This is a genomic window from Hwangdonia seohaensis, from assembly GCF_031932625.1.
GTDB classification, from domain to species: domain Bacteria; phylum Bacteroidota; class Bacteroidia; order Flavobacteriales; family Flavobacteriaceae; genus Hwangdonia; species Hwangdonia seohaensis.
On sequence record NZ_JAVSCK010000001.1, the window covers coordinates 468617 to 485210 of the forward strand.

Sequence of the window (16594 nt, forward strand, 5' to 3'; positions counted from 1 at the left end):
TATTAGCTATTTCCAGCTAATATAAGGTTGTTTGCTTAATTGCGAATTATAATATTTTATATGCCCAGTAACTTCTTTACCTAACCAAATTGGTTTTTCAAAGGTTTCGTTTTCGTGTTGTAACTCTATTTCGGCGATGACCAAACCTTGGTTGTCTCCAAAAAATTCATCCACTTCAAAAATATGGTTTCCTACTTCAATTTCATGTCGAATTTTTTTAATAATGCCTTTTTCGCAAAGTTTTAAAAGCGATTCGGCTTCTTGTTTTTCAATGTCTTTTTCCCATTCCAACCGCGACAAACCATTGTTTGACGATTGGCCTTTTACGGTTAAAATACCTTTATTCCCTTTTAATCGAACCCTAACGGTGCGCTCGGGATCTCGATTTAAAAACCCTTGAACAATGCGCGTACTCTTAAAGGCTTGGTCTTTAAAAGCATTTGAGGTTACTAAAAATTTGCGTTCTATTTCTATCATTATTTGTCCTAATCTAAATTTAATAACCGCAAGAGTAAATATAATTAAAAGGCATTTAATGCCTAAATTTACAGCATGTCTATCGATTTACCAATTCGAAAAATTATTCATGTGGATATGGATGCGTTTTATGCCTCTGTTGAACAAATGGATAACCCCGATTTAAAGGGTAAACCCCTTGCTGTTGGCGGTGGTGGTAAGCGTGGTGTGGTAAGTGCGGCGAGTTACGAAGCTAGAAAATTTGGTGTAAAAAGTGCGATGGCTGGAAATTTAGCCGCTAAACTGTGTCCCGATTTAATTTTTGTGAGACCTCGTTTTGAACGCTATTCTGAAATTTCTAAAAAGATAAGAGCCATTTTTTATAATTATACCGATTTGGTTGAACCGCTTTCGCTAGATGAGGCTTATTTAGATGTTACCGAAAACAAAAAGGGAAACCCGAGTGCGTCGTTAATCGCTGAAGAAATTAGAGCGCGTATTTTTAACGAGGTTGGTATAACGGCATCGGCGGGGATTTCCATCAATAAATTTATAGCTAAAATAGCAAGCGATTACAATAAGCCCAACGGACAAAAAACCGTAAATCCTGAGGAAGTTTTAGATTTTTTAGAGCAATTGGACATTCGCAAATTTTATGGTATTGGGAAAGTAACCGCTGAAAAAATGTACCAAAAAGGCATTTTTACGGGCAAAGACCTAAAATCGAAATCTGCCGAATATTTAGAAGCAAATTTTGGCAAGTCCGGAAAATCCTATTTCTATATTGTACGAGGCATCCACAACAGTAAAGTAAAGCCCGACAGGATTAGAAAAAGTTTGGCTGCCGAACGTACGTTTAGCGAAAACTTATCATCCGAAATTTTTATGCTCGAAAAGTTACATCATATTGCAGATGAAGTGTCGCGGCGTTTAAACAAAGGTAAAGTTGCTGGCAAAACAATAACCTTAAAGATAAAATACAGCGATTTCACTTTGCAGACCCGAAGCAAAACCTTGCCTTATTTTATTAGTGATAGTGGTTTAATTTTAGAAACCACAAAAGATTTATTGTATCAAGAAAAACTAAAAAACTCGGTTAGATTATTGGGTATTTCTTTATCGAATTTAAATACCGAAACCAAGAAAAAACCAGAACGCCAAAGTGTAAGCGTACAGTTAAAATTTGAGTTTTAGCTGCTACAAAACACTAATTATTTAAAGGATTGTAACCCAAATAAGGCACTTCTTTTTCGTTAAATTGAATCCCAAAATCCTTTAATTCTTTTAAAATAGGCTCGTAAACTTCTTTAGTGATTGGTATCTGCACACCTGGGGTTTTAATTTTACCGTTTAAAATAGCCAAAGTTGCCATGGCAACCGGTAAACCCACGGTTTTTGCCATAGCGGTATAGGTTTGATCGTCTCCAAGCGCAACCATAGTAGCATCTATTTGATGCTTTTTACCGTTTTGCTCGTACCCAAATTTATGGTACATCACAATCATGTCTTTATCGTTTTCTTCAAGCGTCCAACTATCCATTAATATTTTTTGAAGAATTTGGGCCGGTGTTGCTTTTTTAAGTTCTACCCTCTTTTCAGCATTAAAAATATCGAGTTCAACCAATTTATCCCAAACAATATCGTCTTGATCGATTTTAAGGGCATGCCTTAATTTTAACTCTACAGAATCTGAAGGGCTGTACGGCAAAAAGGCATTTACAAAATCGCGGTAACTCATGTTTTCGCTATCCTCAATGGTATAGCTATCATCAGTCATTCCTAAGGCTACAAAAATATTCCACGCCCTGCTAAAGCCAACACGACGTATCGTGCCTCGGTATAAGGTTTTAATATTATCCAACCCGTAAACGCTTTGGTACTTTAAAGAATCGCGATTTGCATAGGCTTCAAAACGTCCAAAACCATCAACATCTAAAAACTCGGTGCGCCTAAACAACAGGTTGTACGGTATATATTTATACGTGCCTTCTTGTAAAAACTTGGCAGCGCCACCTTGTCCGGCAACCACCACATTTCTTGGGTTCCAAGTAAATTTATAGTTCCATAGATTGTTGTCGCTTTCCGGTGCTACAAGTCCGCCCGTAAACGATTCAAACAAAATAATTTTGCCGCCTTTATCTCTAATGCGATCTAAAACCTGCATCGCACTCATGTGATCTATCCCGGGATCGACCCCAATTTCTTTCATTATAACAACCCCATTTGCTTTTGCCTCGTCATCTAAAGCATGCATTTCCGGACTTGTATAAGATGCCGTTACCATATGTTTTTTGTAGGTAACACAGTCTTTCGCAACTTCAATATGAAATCGTGCAGGCAGCATGGACACCACGATATCAGCATTTTTAACAGCTTCAACGCGAGAGTTTTCGTTAAAAATATCTAATGTAATTGCTGTGGCATTTTCATGATTCCCAATGAGCTTTTTGGTATTATCTAAATTGATGTCGCCAATAGTTATGTGTAAATTTTCAGAAGTCGACTTGTCTAATAAATATTTTATAAGGTATGATGTTGATTTTCCAGAACCAATAACTAAAATTTTTCGCATAGTGGGATTTGTTGAGTAATTTTGTTTTTTAGATTCCCGCATTTGCGAGAATAACAGTTTTTATGTGCTTTCAAGATTTTATCTTGAAAATCATTTTATTATTAAGTCCGTTTTTAAGCAGATTAATTTTGCGAATTTAGTAAATATAAAAAGGATTTTTTACGAATAATTTATATAAATATGAACAGGAAAATTTTAATTACAGCATCACTTTTAGGTTTAACCAGTGTTATTTTAGGAGCTTTTGCCGCTCACGGATTAAAAGCATTAATCTCGGAGGAATCTTTACAAACCTTTGAAACAGGTGTTCGTTATCAAATGTATCATGCCATATTATTGCTATTTGTTGGAAGCACTTCGTTAATTGCCCAAAACACAAAACGACTGGTTTTTTACTTCGTATTGGTAGGCGTAATATTCTTTTCTGGATCTATCTATGGTTTGGCAACTAACCTATTAACAGCCTTCGATTTTAGAACGGTGGCGCTAATAACCCCAATTGGCGGATTACTTTTAATCTTAGCTTGGGGCTTTTTATTTAAAGATTTCTTAAAATTAAAGTCAAAAAATGATAATTAAATAATTTGCGAGGTTAAAATAATGTTTATTTTTGCCAGATAAATAATTTTATAACAAAAAATGGGAAATAATAACCAATTTACGAAAACGATTTCGTTAGAATCTTACGGTATAAAAAATGCCAAAGTAAATTATCAACTTTCGCCCGAACAACTTCATAATATTGCTATTGAGAAAGGCCAAGGTAAAGAGGCTTCGTCTGGTGCTTTGGCGGTTAATACCGGCGAGTTTACAGGACGTTCACCTAAAGATCGATTTATTGTAAAGGACGATGTTACCAAAGATCGTGTTTGGTGGGGCGATATAAATATTCCATTTGAAACCGATAAGTTTGATGCCTTATATAATAAGGTTGTAGATTATTTATCCAACAAAGAAGTTTTTGTAAGGGATAGTTACGCTTGCGCGGACGAAAACTATAAATTAAATATTCGAGTTATCAACGAATATGCTTGGAGCAACCAGTTTGCATACAATATGTTTTTGCGCCCAACGGACGAAGAATTAAAAGATTTTAATCCAGAATGGACAGTAGTAAACGCTCCGGGTTTTATGGCCGTTCCCGAAGAAGACGGCACACGCCAACACAACTTTGCCATTTTAAATTTCACCAAAAAAATAGCCTTAATTGGCGGAACTGGTTATACCGGCGAAATTAAAAAAGGTATTTTTTCGGCCTTAAACTTTATTCTGCCCGTATTTAAAAATACCTTGCCCATGCATTGCAGTGCCAATGTTGGCGAAGGAGGGGATACTGCTATTTTCTTTGGTTTATCTGGAACGGGAAAAACCACATTGTCCACAGACCCCAACAGAAGTTTAATTGGCGATGACGAACATGGTTGGACCAACGAAAACACCGTGTTTAATTTTGAAGGTGGCTGTTATGCGAAAGTGATTAATTTGTCGAGGGAGCAAGAGCCAGAGATTTATGATGCCATTAAAAAAGGCGCCATTCTTGAAAATGTGATTTTAGGTAAAAATGGTGATGTCGATTTTGGAGATATTTCAATCACCCAAAATACAAGGGTGAGTTATCCCATTTATCATATTGAAAACATAAAACAACCTTCTATTGGTAAAAACCCAAAAAACATCTTCTTTTTAACGGCCGATGCTTTTGGGGTAATGCCTCCAATTTCCAAGTTAACACCCAGTCAGGCCGCCTATCATTTTATTTCGGGTTATACCGCAAAAGTGGCAGGAACCGAGGCCGGCGTTGTTGAGCCGCAGCCCTCTTTTTCAGCCTGTTTTGGCGCCCCTTTTATGCCGCTGCATCCAGCAAAATATGCCGAAATGTTAAGCAAAAAGATGAAGGAATCTGGAGTAAACGTTTGGCTGGTTAATACGGGTTGGACCGGTGGCCCTTACGGTGTTGGTACAAGAATGAAACTAAAATACACACGCGCCATGATTACTGCGGTATTAAATGGCGATTTAGGATTGTATAATTACGACGATTACCACATTCATTCGGTTTTTGGCGTAGCACAACCAAGATCGTGTCCCGGTGTTCCAACGGAAGTTTTAAGTCCGCGTGCCACTTGGAACGACGATAAGGCCTATTACACAACAGCATTCAAATTAACCAATGCGTTTAGGGAAAACTTTAAAAAGTTTGAAGCACATTGTAATGAAGAAATTAGACGTGGCGGACCGCAGCGTTATGCGTTTTAAAAACAAAGACTAATTCAAAATAAAAAAGGGCAATTTATTTAAAAATTGCCCTTTTTTTAATGATTTAAATATTAAAGAATAATAATTAAAAGTAAAATTATAATTATTGCTCCACTTGATATGTAAATACCATTTCCAGATGCTCTAACGCTTTTCTTCATAGCACGAACTTCTTTTCGTAATTCTTTTCTTTCAGCACGAGTCAAAGATGATTTATTCATGCTCTTTATTTCATTTATTCTATCAATCATTGATTTAATTTCTGGAGGAATCTCATTAGCCTCAACAGCGGTATATGTTGGAGTTTTTTCGGTAGCCATTACCGAGTTGGGAGACATAACAAACAATAATGTTATTAGTATTAAACATAGAATATTGTTTTTCATCTTCAAAAATTTAGAATGTGTTTTTAAATATACGATTTAAAAACAAAAAAGGGATGATATATATCATCCCTTTTTTGTTTTATAAGTAATAAGTAATAGTGTTTATTTCCCTTTATTAGCTTTATCGATATATTTTTGTAGCGCCATCGTCATAGATGGTGTTTCGGGTGTTGGAGCAGCAATATCTACGCGTAAGCCTTTTTCTTCAACCGCTTTAATTGTGGTGTTTCCAAAAACAGCGATACGTGTATTGTTTTGTTTAAAATCCGGGAAGTTTTTAAACAATGACTCGATTCCGGACGGACTGAAAAACACCAATACATCGTAAGTTACGTTTTCCAAATCGGATAAATCGCTAACTACCGTTTTGTAAAAAGTAGCTTGTTTCCAATCTACACCAAGAGCATCTAACGTACTGGGCACTTCCGGCTTCACTTTATCGGTGTTTGGGAGTAAGAACTTTTCATCTTTATACTTTTTGATTAAAGGCGAAAGTTCAGAAAAAGTACGTTTACCCACATAAATTTTTCGTTTTCTGTAAACCACATATTTTTGAAGATAATAGGCTACTGCTTCAGACTGGCAAAAATATTTCATAGAGTCTGGAACTTTAAAACGCATTTCTTCAGCAACTCTAAAAAAATGGTCAACGGCATTTCTACTTGTTAAAATTATGGCAGTGTAGTTGTTTAAATCTACTTTTTGCTGCCTAATTTCTTTCGCAGGAACACCTTCAACATGTATAAAAGGTCTAAAATCTATTTTTACCTTTTGCTTTTCCTGTAAATCAAAATAAGGGGAGTTCTCTATTTTAGGTTCTGGCTGAGATACTAAAATTGTTTTCACTTTCATGTACACAAGTAGTTTGTTTAGTTACGTTACGAAACTAATACCTTATATAAAACAACATAAGGTGCGATTTCGAGAGCGCAAAGATACAAAATAAAATAAAATAAGTTGCCTTTTATCGTGTTTTGATGTGTTTTAAATGAAGTGATTACGCCAGAAATATTAACGATCAACAAAAGCGCTATTATAGTGTAAAAAACAGGCAATGTGGGCTCTATTGAAAAAACCAATAAGGCGTTAATGGGCAGCAATAACAAGCCTAAATAATTTTTATAAGTTATTTTTTGAAAAAGGTATTGGTCCATTAATTTATCCATCTCAAAAAGGCTGGCAATTAAGCGTTCAATAAGCACCTTAATGAGTATAAACGTGCCGATACCGAAAACCAATTTAAAAAGCAGATTAACCGAAACTATTTTAGAATCATGGGCATATTGGTAAATCAAATGGCAAAAAACAGAAACCGAAATAACCAAATTAGAAAAAAGCAAAGCATCAAACTTATCTAAGAATTTTTGGTCTTTAACGTATATTTTAAGGTATTTTGAATTGACCAAAACATAAAAAAAATCATTGAACCGCTGCGGTGCCACCAATTTTGCTGTTGCAATAATGGCGAGCCCGATAACCATTAAAACGGTAAAAAGTTCGTTTGAGATGATGTCGCGATACATGCCCTAAAATTATTATAATTATTCACACTTTGTCCATAAATATTAAGGAATATTTAAAAAAAATAAACTTTTAAATAATGTACATTTGCTAAAAATATTACGATTACAATATATTTCAAATGCAAGATACGGTTGTTATAATTCCAACATACAACGAAATAGAGAATATTGAAGCTATTATTAGAGCCGTTTTTTCGCAATCGGATAATATTCACGTTCTCGTAGTTGATGATAATTCCCCAGATTTAACCGCTTTAAAAGTAAAGGAACTTCAAGAAGAATTTCCGAATCGCTTATTTTTGGAAATCCGTAAAGAAAAAGCAGGTTTAGGTACGGCCTATATCCATGGGTTTTATTGGTGCTTAGAAAAATCGTATCAATATATTTTTGAAATGGATGCCGATTTTTCACACAACCCAAAAGACCTCATCAAGCTTTATAATGCCTGTAAAAATGATGGCGCCGATTTAGCCATTGGGTCGCGCTACGCTAAGGGCGTAAATGTTGTAAATTGGCCTATGGCACGCGTGCTCATGTCTTATTTGGCATCAAAATACGTGCGTATTATTACGGGTATGCGCATTCACGATACCACCGCGGGTTTTGTGTGTTACAAAAGACAGGTGTTGGAAACCATCGATTTAAGTAAAATTAAATTTATTGGGTATGCGTTTCAAATAGAAATGAAATTTAAAACTTATTTAAAGCAATTTAAAATAATTGAAGTGCCTGTAATATTTACCGATAGAACAAAAGGCGAATCCAAATTGAGCTCAGGAATTATTTCTGAAGCTGTTTTTGGCGTAATTTCGATGAAGCTAAAAAGTTTGTTTAAAAAATAAAAAGCAGAAAAATGACCTTGAAAACAACACTTATTAAAAATGCCAACATAGTAAATGAAGGTAAAATTTTTATGGGCGATATTTTAATTGAAGGTGAATATATAAAAGAAATCAGCACATCGATAAGTGCAAAAACTGCCGATGTGCACATATTTGATGCCGAAGGAAAATATCTGCTTCCCGGTGTTATTGACGATCAGGTGCATTTTAGAGAACCTGGTTTAACGCACAAAGCGAATATTGAAACCGAATCTAAAGCGGCCATTGCTGGTGGTATTACTTCGTTTATTGAAATGCCAAACACCAACCCGCAAACAACCACTATTGAAAAATTAGAAGAAAAATTTGAGATAGCTGCCCAAACATCATCGGCAAATTACTCGTTTATGTTTGGTGGCACCAATGATAATTTAGATGAAATTTTAAAAGTTGATGCCAAAAATGTGGCGGCATTAAAACTGTTTTTAGGGTCTTCAACAGGGAATATGTTGGTTGATAATCCTGAGGTTTTAGAGAATATTTTCTCAAAAACCAACTTGTTAATCGCTGTGCATTGTGAAGATGAAGGCACAATAAAAGCCAATTTTGAAACGTATTTTGAAAAATACGGCGATGCAATTCCCATTAAATATCACCCTGAAATTCGAAGTGAAGAAGCCTGTTATTTATCCTCTTCAAAAGCCATCGAACTAGCTAAAAAAACGGGCGCTCGATTGCATGTGTTTCATCTTTCAACAGGAAAGGAAACCGCTTTATTTGATAACAAAATACCCTTAAAAGATAAAAAAATTACTGCCGAGGTTTGCATTCACCATCTGTGGTTTACCGATAAAGATTACGATGAAAAAGGCACGTTTATTAAATGGAACCCAGCGGTAAAATCTAAAAAAGATAAAGACCAATTGTGGGCGGCTTTGCTTGATGATAGAATTGACGTTATCGCTACCGACCACGCACCACATACCATTGAAGAGAAAGATAACGTTTATACCAAAGCACCTTCGGGCGGCCCATTGGTGCAACACGCCTTACCCGCTATGTTGGAGATGCATCATAAAAATAAAATTTCAATTGAAAAAATAGTAGAGAAAATGTGCCATAATCCGGCTATTTTGTTTCAGGTTGAAAAACGCGGATTTATAAGAGAAGGTTATTTTGCCGATTTGGTTTTGGTGGACCTGCACCATCCGTGGACGGTTAAAAAAGAGAATATCCTATACAAATGCGGGTGGTCTCCGTTTGAGGGCACAACCTTTAAATCGAGAATAACCCATACCTTTGTAAACGGAAGTTTGGCCTATAAAAACTTTAAGTTTCATGATGTTAATGCTGCAAAACGATTAACTTTTAACAGATGATTTTAAAACGGTTATTTACATACTTTACAATTTTATTCATAGCAACGGCATGCTATAAATATGATAAGCCCAAAAAACCGAAGAATTTAATTCCGAAGGAAAAAATGGTGCAAATTATCATGGATGTTAGGCTGCTATCTTCTGCAAATGGAACGAACAAAACAATCTTGGATAATAACAATTTGCAAGCTGAAACCTATGTGTACAAAAAGTACGGGATTGATAGTTTACAGTTTGCTTTAAGCAACGATTATTACGCGTACTATGTTGAAGATTATAAAGCTATTTATGAAAAGGTACAAGATAGTTTTGATGTTTTGAAAACCAAGTACGCCGATTTACAACTAAAAGAAGAAGAGGAAAAAAAGTATAGGGATTCTATCCAAGGCATTATTAAAAAAGACTCAACGCACATTTTAAAACTAAAAGAACACCTTAGTGTTTTGGTAAAAAAAGATTCAGTAAGTCCTTTAATTAAAAAGGATTCTTTGCGATTGATAAAGCTGAAGGATTCTTTAAATATACTGATTAAAAAAGATTCTGTTACCAGATTTAAACTCAACTCAAAATCTGATGAACTGCTAATTACACCTGTTTCAGATACAGATTTCCAATAGTAGCAATACTTTTATCAATTGGTGTAAACTCAATAGCCATGGCCTGTTTAATTTTAGCGCTGCTGTAATTGGTTTCAGAATGCAACGAGGTTACAATCTGCTTTGTTAATTGCCTTCTTTTTCCGGTTAATTTATGGGTTAACCAATCCATTCTCCAAGCTAGTTGCAACAACCAAAGTTTAGCTTCTTTTTTGGGCGGTTTTGCGTTTACGGCCTTTGCCATAGTTTGTAAAAACTGTTTGTAAGTCCAATTTTCGGCAACCAAAACAAAGCGTTCGTTTTTAATATCGCTTTTTAAAAGTGCAATCATTATGGAAACAACATCTTTCACATCAACCAATCCAATAGTTCCGGCGGCGAAGTATTTTAATCCTTTATGAGCTTTTTTAAATAAACTGCCACTGCCATAACGCCAAATACCCGCGCCTAAAATAACGCCCGGATTTACAATAACCACGTTGACACCTTCTTGTGTGGCACGCCAAACTTCCATTTCGGCCCCATACTTTGTAATGGCATAAACGCTGTTATCGCCTTCGGGATTCCAATGGGTTTCTTCGGTAATTGGCTCATTATTCAAAGCTTTTCCTATAGTTGCAATAGAGCTTACGTAGCATAATTTTTCTATGTTATTCGAGATACAAAGATTAACAACATTGGCAGTGCCTTCAATATTTGTACGCCGTAACTCGTGATATTTATTGGGTTCGAAAGACACAAAAGCGGCACAGTGGTAAACATGGGTAACATCCACAAAAGCATCGGATAATAAGGGTATATCCAAAATATCGGCCTCAACCCATTCAATGGAATTAAACAACGATTCATATGCTTCGGTATAACCCGAAAACACCTGTTTTACATTGTTAAGCTTACGCTCGGTTCTGTAAATAGCGCGAACCGATTCGTTATTACTAACCAGTTTATAAAGTAAATGTGCACCAACCAAACCGGTGCCACCCGTAACTAATATCATGGCACTAAAGTAATGAATAATTCAAATAGATAGCGGGAATAAATTAGTTTTCAGTCATTGGTCTTCCGTCTTTTAATCCAAAGAATTATTCAATATACAAGCGTAATTATGCACGTATTTTTATCTTTGCCAAAGTTTATAAAATATATAGAGTAATGAGAAAGAATTTTGTTGAAGAATTAACGTGGAGAGGCATGATACAAGACAGTATGCCTGGGACAGAAGAACATTTGTTAGAGGCCATGCGTATGGCTTATGTGGGCATCGATCCAACGGCAGATTCTTTACACATTGGGCACATGGTGGGTGTTATGGGGCTTAAACATTTTCAATTGGCGGGACACAAACCCGTTGCGCTAGTTGGTGGCGCTACGGGCATGATTGGTGATCCTTCGGGGAAATCGGCAGAGCGTAACTTACTTAACGAAGAAACACTTTTACATAACCAAAACGCTATTAAAGAGCAATTGTCGCGATTTTTGGATTTTGATAGCGATGCTGAAAACGCCGCTATTATTGTTAATAATTACGACTGGATGAAAGAGTTTTCTTTTTTGGAATTTATTCGCGATGTTGGTAAACATATTACCGTAAATTATATGATGGCCAAAGATTCGGTGAAAAAGCGTTTATCATCAGAGTCATCGGTAGGTATGAGTTTTACAGAGTTCACTTATCAATTAGTACAAGGCTACGATTTTTTACACCTTTACCGAGATAAAAACTGTACCCTTCAAATGGGTGGCAGCGACCAGTGGGGCAATATCACCACGGGTACAGAATTAATCCGTCGTGTTGATTCTGGAAAAGGATACGCCTTAACATGGCCATTAATTACCAAAGCCGATGGCACCAAGTTTGGAAAAACCGAAGGCGGAAATATTTGGCTTGACGCCGAAAGAACTTCGCCATACAAATTCTATCAATACTGGTTGAACACTAGCGATGTTGATGCCGAAAAATATATTAAAATCTTTACTTTTTTAACCCGAGCAGAAATTGAAGCTTTAATTGAAGCCCATCAAGAAGCGCCACATTTACGGGTTTTACAGAAACGTTTGGCCGAAGAAGTAACAACGATGGTACACTCTAAAGACGATTTAGACAATGCCATAAAAGCCAGCGCCATATTGTTCGGAAAATCTACAAGCGAAGATTTAAAGCAATTGAATGAGCAAACTTTTTTAGATGTTTTTGATGGTGTGCCACAAACAGAAATCGCACAATCTGAAATTGAAAACGGCTTGGATATTATTGCGGCATTGGCAGAACAAGGCGGGTTTTTAAAGTCTAATGGGGAAGCGCGTCGGGCTTTAAAGGAAAACTCTATTGCAGTAAATAAAGAAAAGGTGAAAGACGATTACAAAATCACCGCAATAGATTTGATTAACAACAAATTTGTATTGCTGCAACGTGGCAAGAAGAATTATTTTGTTTTGCGAATTGTATAAAACAACAGAAAGCCTAGGATAAAACCTAGGCTTTCTTTAACCAACCAACTAAAAAACTAAATTTTTCTTTTTCTTAGCTGTCGGTTTGGTCGTAATAACTGCGGTAATCTTACAGAAAACTAGTCTTTATTTAAAAATTTCTTTGTGGTTTCTAAAATCTGATACTCACTATGCTCGCCTAAATAGTAAACAAAAACACCACTAGGTCTTATAATTAGGAAGTTCCCATACATTACATCATAAGGAAAAAACATGTTTTTTATAAAATCATGCTCATCTGCTAACCAATTAAATCTATTTTTATGGAAGTACTTTAAATGGTCATTTTCTGGATTGTAAATTGAGTATTGTTGAATGTTATCAATCCTATCTATTTTTCTTAAATACTCCTTACCAAATGCATTCCAATAAGGGTTTGGCTTAGTGTTTTTAGATTTTTTTGGTATTGAAGACAAGTAATTGATTACAATAAACTTAGTTGTGTCTAACTTAAAACGACTTATTCTATTTAAATGATTTTTAAGAGCAATAAATTCTTTAGGATTTAATTTACCAACAACAGATCTTGGTATTAAAATATAGTTTTTAGTAGTGTCATTTTCAAAATAAGCATCTAAGTTTACCTTATAATTTATGCTTTTTTTAAATATACTTTTTGAAACTTCGACACCCTTTTCATTATAATATTTCACAAGCTTCTTTTGTGAATAACCAATTATTGAAAACAAAAAAAGAGATATGAATAATACTATTTTCATTTGAATTAAAAAAGTAAGGTTTAATACACAAAATAAAGTTATAACACCATCAAGTTACAACCTCTAATATCGGAGTTGTCAAAACGTCCAATCACTTCAAAAGACCCATTGCTAAAAGTTTTTCCCAAATCTTGGGTCGCAATAAAGGCGCAGGAATTTACATTGGCTAAGTCTATAACATTTATGCCACCCGATTTTCCGGATTTTTGAATAGTCAAAGCATCTTCGGTATCTCGTGTTAATATCCGCATCCAATTGGGGCAATTAAAAACACCCTCACCTTTAGAATAAGCCTGACTTAAAAGTTCGGTCATGCCGTATTCGCTATGTATTGTTTTAACGCCAAAACCAGCTTTTAATTTTTTGTGTAATTCGGCCCGAATCAATTCCTTTCGTCTGCCCTTCATCCCACCTGTTTCCATAATAATGGTGTTTTTAAGTTGGAATTGATAGGTTTCGATTAAATCCAATAAAGCAAAAGAAACTCCAATTAACAGTACTTTTTTCCCTTCAGCATTTAACTTAATTAAGGTGTCTTTTAATTCAGAAAAGTTATTGAGATAAAAACCACTTTCAGCGTGGTTGGATTGCGAAATCATGGTATTAACCATGTAAATTAATGAGGAACCTTCGCGCTCTAAATACGAAGGCAGTAAAGCTAAAACCACATAATCTTCAATATTGCCATAAAACTGATGGAAACCTTTTGTGAAACTTTGCTCGTAAACTTTTAAGTTGGTTACATGGTGTTTACTTGTTAAACTCCCTGTAGTGCCCGAACTTGTAAAGCTGGTTTCAATATGGGCTTTACTGCTTAATATGCTGTGCGATTTAAAAAACTGAATGGGTAAAAAAGGAATGTCTCGAATGGTTTTAACGTCACTAGGATGCTTGTAAAGTAAATCGCAAAATGAGCGATAAACACGGTTGTTTTTAAACTGATGCCCAAAAATTTGCAATGCCAAATCTTCAAACTCTGTTTGATTTTTAATATTAAAAATGGCGTTATGGTCTATCATTTAATTATAGTAAGTTCGAGTAAAATGGTTTTATAATTTTTATATCGAAAACCTAGGCAAAAGTATATAAAATAAAAAAGCGTTGCTACTTGCAACGCTTTTAAAATATAAGTTTAAACGTTTATAGTATTACAATTTTTTTTGTGATTGAAGCCTCGTCTTGAGCCACCCTCATAATATAAACGCCAGCATTTAAACTGGAAACGTCTAATCCTTTATTGGTTACAGTTGTATTAACCACTTGTTTCCCTAGAATATCGTAAACCGATACTTCCATAATTGAGTTGCTTCTGCTAGACATGTTTACATAACCTTTATTTGTTGGATTAGGATACATGCTGAAACCTTCTATTTGTTTGTTTTTAGCTGATAAAACGGCACCAAATGTTGCTCCTAAATAAAGATTATCAACACGAACAGTTTCGTTTTCAGAAGAATCAGATTGACGAAGTCCAAATGCGTTTATGGCATTACCGGGATCAGTTTCATCTGCTCCCAATATAGACGTATCGCCTTCAGATGTGGCGTTAATCCAAAGTTGTGCTTGATTAGAATCTTGGTCATATTTAACAATGGCGCGGTATGTTACGCCAAAAGTGAGATCTGTAGCCCAAACTGCATCTGCTGTACCACTTGACGTTGCAATACCCACAGAATAATCTCCACTAGCTGAAGGTGGCACAATATCGAGACGACCTCTAAAGCTACCTGTTCCAACCATAAAATGTGCAAAGTATTCATTGTCTGCACCGCTGTATGGCGCTCCTAAATCGTCAACCGAAAAATCCAGCCCGAAATAAACACATCCAGAAACAGCTGTAAAATCAATTTTTGCGTCTTCACTGGGTGCTCCATGTTGAACTATAGCCTTACCAGCAGAAACCAAAAGGTCACCAGATGTACCGTTATGATTAACCCATCCACCATTTCCAATAAGACTGCCATCTGCATAGGCAAAACCATCGTTATGTGGTAAAGTTACTTGCGCAAAACAGAAAGAGCAAAATAATAAAAATAAAAAGTAAAGTTTTTTCATAATAAAAGGGATTAATTAATTAGTTTATTAAAATAAAAAGACTTTTGCGTATAAACCAAAAAATCAACCTAATAGGTTGATTTTTTTCGATGAAATAACATTATAATTATTTTATCACTAATTTTCGGGTTTCGCTTATGTTGCCCTCGGTGATTTTTAAAATATAAACGCCTGTACTCAATTTCGAGATATTTAATTCCTTGCCAATTAATACAGCCGATAAAATTCGCTTGCCTAAGGCATTAAAAATTTCAATTTTCTTAGTTAAACTGTTTTTTGATGTAATATATATAAACTGCTTACCGTTATTAACAGGATTAGGGTAAATAGAAAGTCCTTCAATGTTTTGTTGCGCAGGTAAATTAGTGTTGCCCGCTTGTGCAAACCCTGGTTGGGTTACAAAAAACATTAAAACAAAAAGTGTAGTAAAAAAGTAGTTTTTTTCCATAGTTAACTTTCAATCTTATAAAATTAAACAATTTACGTCAAAATCCATACCAAAAAAGTGTTAAAGATTTCACCCTTTTATCGAAAGGTTAAATCCGTGTAAACTATAGATTATCTAAATGTTATTAATTTTTGCTTAACCAATAATGTTACGTTATTAGTTTTATCTTTACTCCGATTTAATCATATAATCTATTGTTTTTACAATGAATAAAAAGGATTTAAAAATACTTTTAGTTGATGACGAGCCCGACATTTTAGAAATTGTTGGCTATAATTTATCAAATGAAGGCTATCAAGTTATAACCGCCGAAAATGGGGCAAAAGCCGTAAAAAAAGCTAAGAAAGAGCTTCCCCATTTAATTATTTTAGATGTGATGATGCCCGAAATGGACGGCATTGAGGCTTGTGAAATCATCAGAAAAAACCCAGATTTAAAAGACACCATTATTACCTTTTTAACGGCAAGGGGCGAAGACTATTCGCAAGTTGCAGGTTTTGATGCTGGTGCCGACGATTATATTACAAAACCCATAAAACCAAAAGTTTTAATAAGCAAGGTAAAAGCTCTTTTGCGCAGGTTTAAACAAGAAACCAAAACTGCTAAGGTTAAAATTGGTAATTTGGTAATTGATAGAGATGCCTACAAAATTATTTTAAAAGGAAAGGAAATTATTTTACCCCGAAAGGAATTTGAATTGCTATCTTTATTAACCTCAAAACCAGGAAAAGTTTTTAAGCGCGACGAGATTCTTGACAAAGTTTGGGGCAATGAGGTTGTGGTTGGCGGAAGAACCATAGATGTGCACATTCGTAAACTACGCGAAAAAATAGGTGACGATAGCTTTAAAACCGTTAAAGGTGTTGGTTATAAGTTTGTAGATTAATACTTTTAGT

The 16594-nt window shown here is 35.2% G+C and carries 18 protein-coding genes; 8 read left to right on the plus strand and 10 right to left on the minus strand.

The features are described 5' to 3' along the window. Positions 1-6: 6 nt before the first annotated feature. Entirely contained in the window at positions 7-477 is a 471-nt protein-coding gene (locus RNZ47_RS02035) for a CYTH domain-containing protein (protein ID WP_311935601.1), read from the minus strand. A gap of 75 nt (positions 478-552) precedes the next feature. Between RNZ47_RS02035 and dinB the strand changes: the two genes are divergently transcribed. Further along, positions 553-1650 (plus strand): DNA polymerase IV, encoded by a 1098-nt coding sequence (gene dinB, locus RNZ47_RS02040; RefSeq protein WP_311935604.1) that lies wholly within the window; start codon positions 553-555, stop codon positions 1648-1650. Positions 1651-1663: 13 nt separating this feature from the next. On the opposite strand, the gene RNZ47_RS02045 is transcribed toward dinB, so the two are convergent. Further along, the gene (locus tag RNZ47_RS02045) at positions 1664-3028 is read right to left on the minus strand and encodes a saccharopine dehydrogenase family protein (protein WP_311935607.1); all 1365 of its coding nucleotides are present in this window, start codon (positions 3026-3028) and stop codon (positions 1664-1666) included. A 180-nt stretch (positions 3029-3208) separates the two neighbouring features. On the opposite strand from RNZ47_RS02045, the gene RNZ47_RS02050 reads away from it, so the two are divergent. After that, complete coding sequence (locus RNZ47_RS02050; RefSeq protein WP_311935609.1) at positions 3209-3607, plus strand: DUF423 domain-containing protein; 399 nt, start codon at positions 3209-3211, stop codon at positions 3605-3607. A 60-nt stretch (positions 3608-3667) separates the two neighbouring features. Further along, positions 3668-5284: a phosphoenolpyruvate carboxykinase (ATP) gene (pckA, locus tag RNZ47_RS02055; RefSeq protein WP_311935611.1), complete on the plus strand. Its 1617-nt coding sequence runs from the start codon at positions 3668-3670 to the stop codon at positions 5282-5284. Positions 5285-5355: 71 nt separating this feature from the next. On the opposite strand, the gene RNZ47_RS02060 is transcribed toward pckA, so the two are convergent. The 3 genes from RNZ47_RS02060 to RNZ47_RS02070 form a co-directional block, all read right to left on the minus strand. Next, the gene (locus tag RNZ47_RS02060) at positions 5356-5670 is read right to left on the minus strand and encodes a hypothetical protein (RefSeq protein WP_311935612.1); all 315 of its coding nucleotides are present in this window, start codon (positions 5668-5670) and stop codon (positions 5356-5358) included. A 102-nt stretch (positions 5671-5772) separates the two neighbouring features. Next, complete coding sequence (locus RNZ47_RS02065; protein WP_311935614.1) at positions 5773-6522, minus strand: uroporphyrinogen-III synthase; 750 nt, start codon at positions 6520-6522, stop codon at positions 5773-5775. Positions 6523-6548: 26 nt separating this feature from the next. Further along, on the minus strand, positions 6549-7193 hold the full coding sequence (locus RNZ47_RS02070) for a DUF4271 domain-containing protein (protein ID WP_311935618.1): 645 nt from the start codon (positions 7191-7193) through the stop codon (positions 6549-6551). A 119-nt stretch (positions 7194-7312) separates the two neighbouring features. Here RNZ47_RS02070 and RNZ47_RS02075 point away from each other — a divergent pair, with 119 nt between their 5' ends. Genes RNZ47_RS02075 through RNZ47_RS02085 form a run of 3 tightly spaced genes read left to right on the plus strand, consistent with a single transcriptional unit; the run spans position 7313 to position 10010 of the window. Continuing rightward, positions 7313-8035, plus strand: a complete 723-nt coding sequence (locus RNZ47_RS02075; RefSeq protein WP_311935621.1) for a polyprenol monophosphomannose synthase — start codon at positions 7313-7315, stop codon at positions 8033-8035. 11 nt (positions 8036-8046) lie between these two features. Continuing rightward, positions 8047-9393, plus strand: coding sequence for a dihydroorotase (locus tag RNZ47_RS02080; protein WP_311935624.1), 1347 nt, complete (start codon positions 8047-8049; stop codon positions 9391-9393). Then, a complete protein-coding gene (locus RNZ47_RS02085; RefSeq protein ID WP_311935627.1) occupies positions 9390-10010 on the plus strand; it encodes a DUF4296 domain-containing protein in 621 nt (206 codons plus the stop codon). Before RNZ47_RS02080 ends, RNZ47_RS02085 begins: the two co-directional genes overlap by 4 nt. Here the strand turns inward: RNZ47_RS02085 and RNZ47_RS02090 are convergent. Beyond that, the gene (locus RNZ47_RS02090) at positions 9979-10986 is read right to left on the minus strand and encodes an NAD-dependent epimerase/dehydratase family protein (protein WP_311935629.1); all 1008 of its coding nucleotides are present in this window, start codon (positions 10984-10986) and stop codon (positions 9979-9981) included. The genes RNZ47_RS02085 and RNZ47_RS02090 overlap by 32 nt on opposite strands. A 155-nt stretch (positions 10987-11141) precedes the next feature. Between RNZ47_RS02090 and tyrS the strand changes: the two genes are divergently transcribed. Then, on the plus strand, positions 11142-12437 hold the full coding sequence (tyrS, locus tag RNZ47_RS02095; RefSeq protein ID WP_311935631.1) for a tyrosine--tRNA ligase: 1296 nt from the start codon (positions 11142-11144) through the stop codon (positions 12435-12437). Positions 12438-12556: 119 nt separating this feature from the next. On the opposite strand, the gene RNZ47_RS02100 is transcribed toward tyrS, so the two are convergent. The 4 genes from RNZ47_RS02100 to RNZ47_RS02115 all read right to left on the minus strand — a co-directional run bounded on the left by RNZ47_RS02100 (position 12557) and on the right by RNZ47_RS02115 (position 15698). After that, on the minus strand, positions 12557-13195 hold the full coding sequence (locus RNZ47_RS02100; RefSeq protein WP_311935633.1) for a hypothetical protein: 639 nt from the start codon (positions 13193-13195) through the stop codon (positions 12557-12559). A gap of 38 nt (positions 13196-13233) precedes the next feature. Next, on the minus strand, positions 13234-14214 hold the full coding sequence (locus tag RNZ47_RS02105; protein ID WP_311935635.1) for a LuxE/PaaK family acyltransferase: 981 nt from the start codon (positions 14212-14214) through the stop codon (positions 13234-13236). Between the two features lie 121 nt (positions 14215-14335). Beyond that, entirely contained in the window at positions 14336-15250 is a 915-nt protein-coding gene (locus RNZ47_RS02110; RefSeq protein ID WP_311935638.1) for a T9SS type A sorting domain-containing protein, read from the minus strand. Positions 15251-15356: 106 nt separating this feature from the next. Next, on the minus strand, positions 15357-15698 hold the full coding sequence (locus RNZ47_RS02115) for a T9SS type A sorting domain-containing protein (RefSeq protein ID WP_311935641.1): 342 nt from the start codon (positions 15696-15698) through the stop codon (positions 15357-15359). 205 nt (positions 15699-15903) lie between these two features. On the opposite strand from RNZ47_RS02115, the gene RNZ47_RS02120 reads away from it, so the two are divergent. Continuing rightward, the gene (locus tag RNZ47_RS02120) at positions 15904-16584 is read left to right on the plus strand and encodes a response regulator transcription factor (RefSeq protein ID WP_311935644.1); all 681 of its coding nucleotides are present in this window, start codon (positions 15904-15906) and stop codon (positions 16582-16584) included. Positions 16585-16594: the final 10 nt, after the last annotated feature.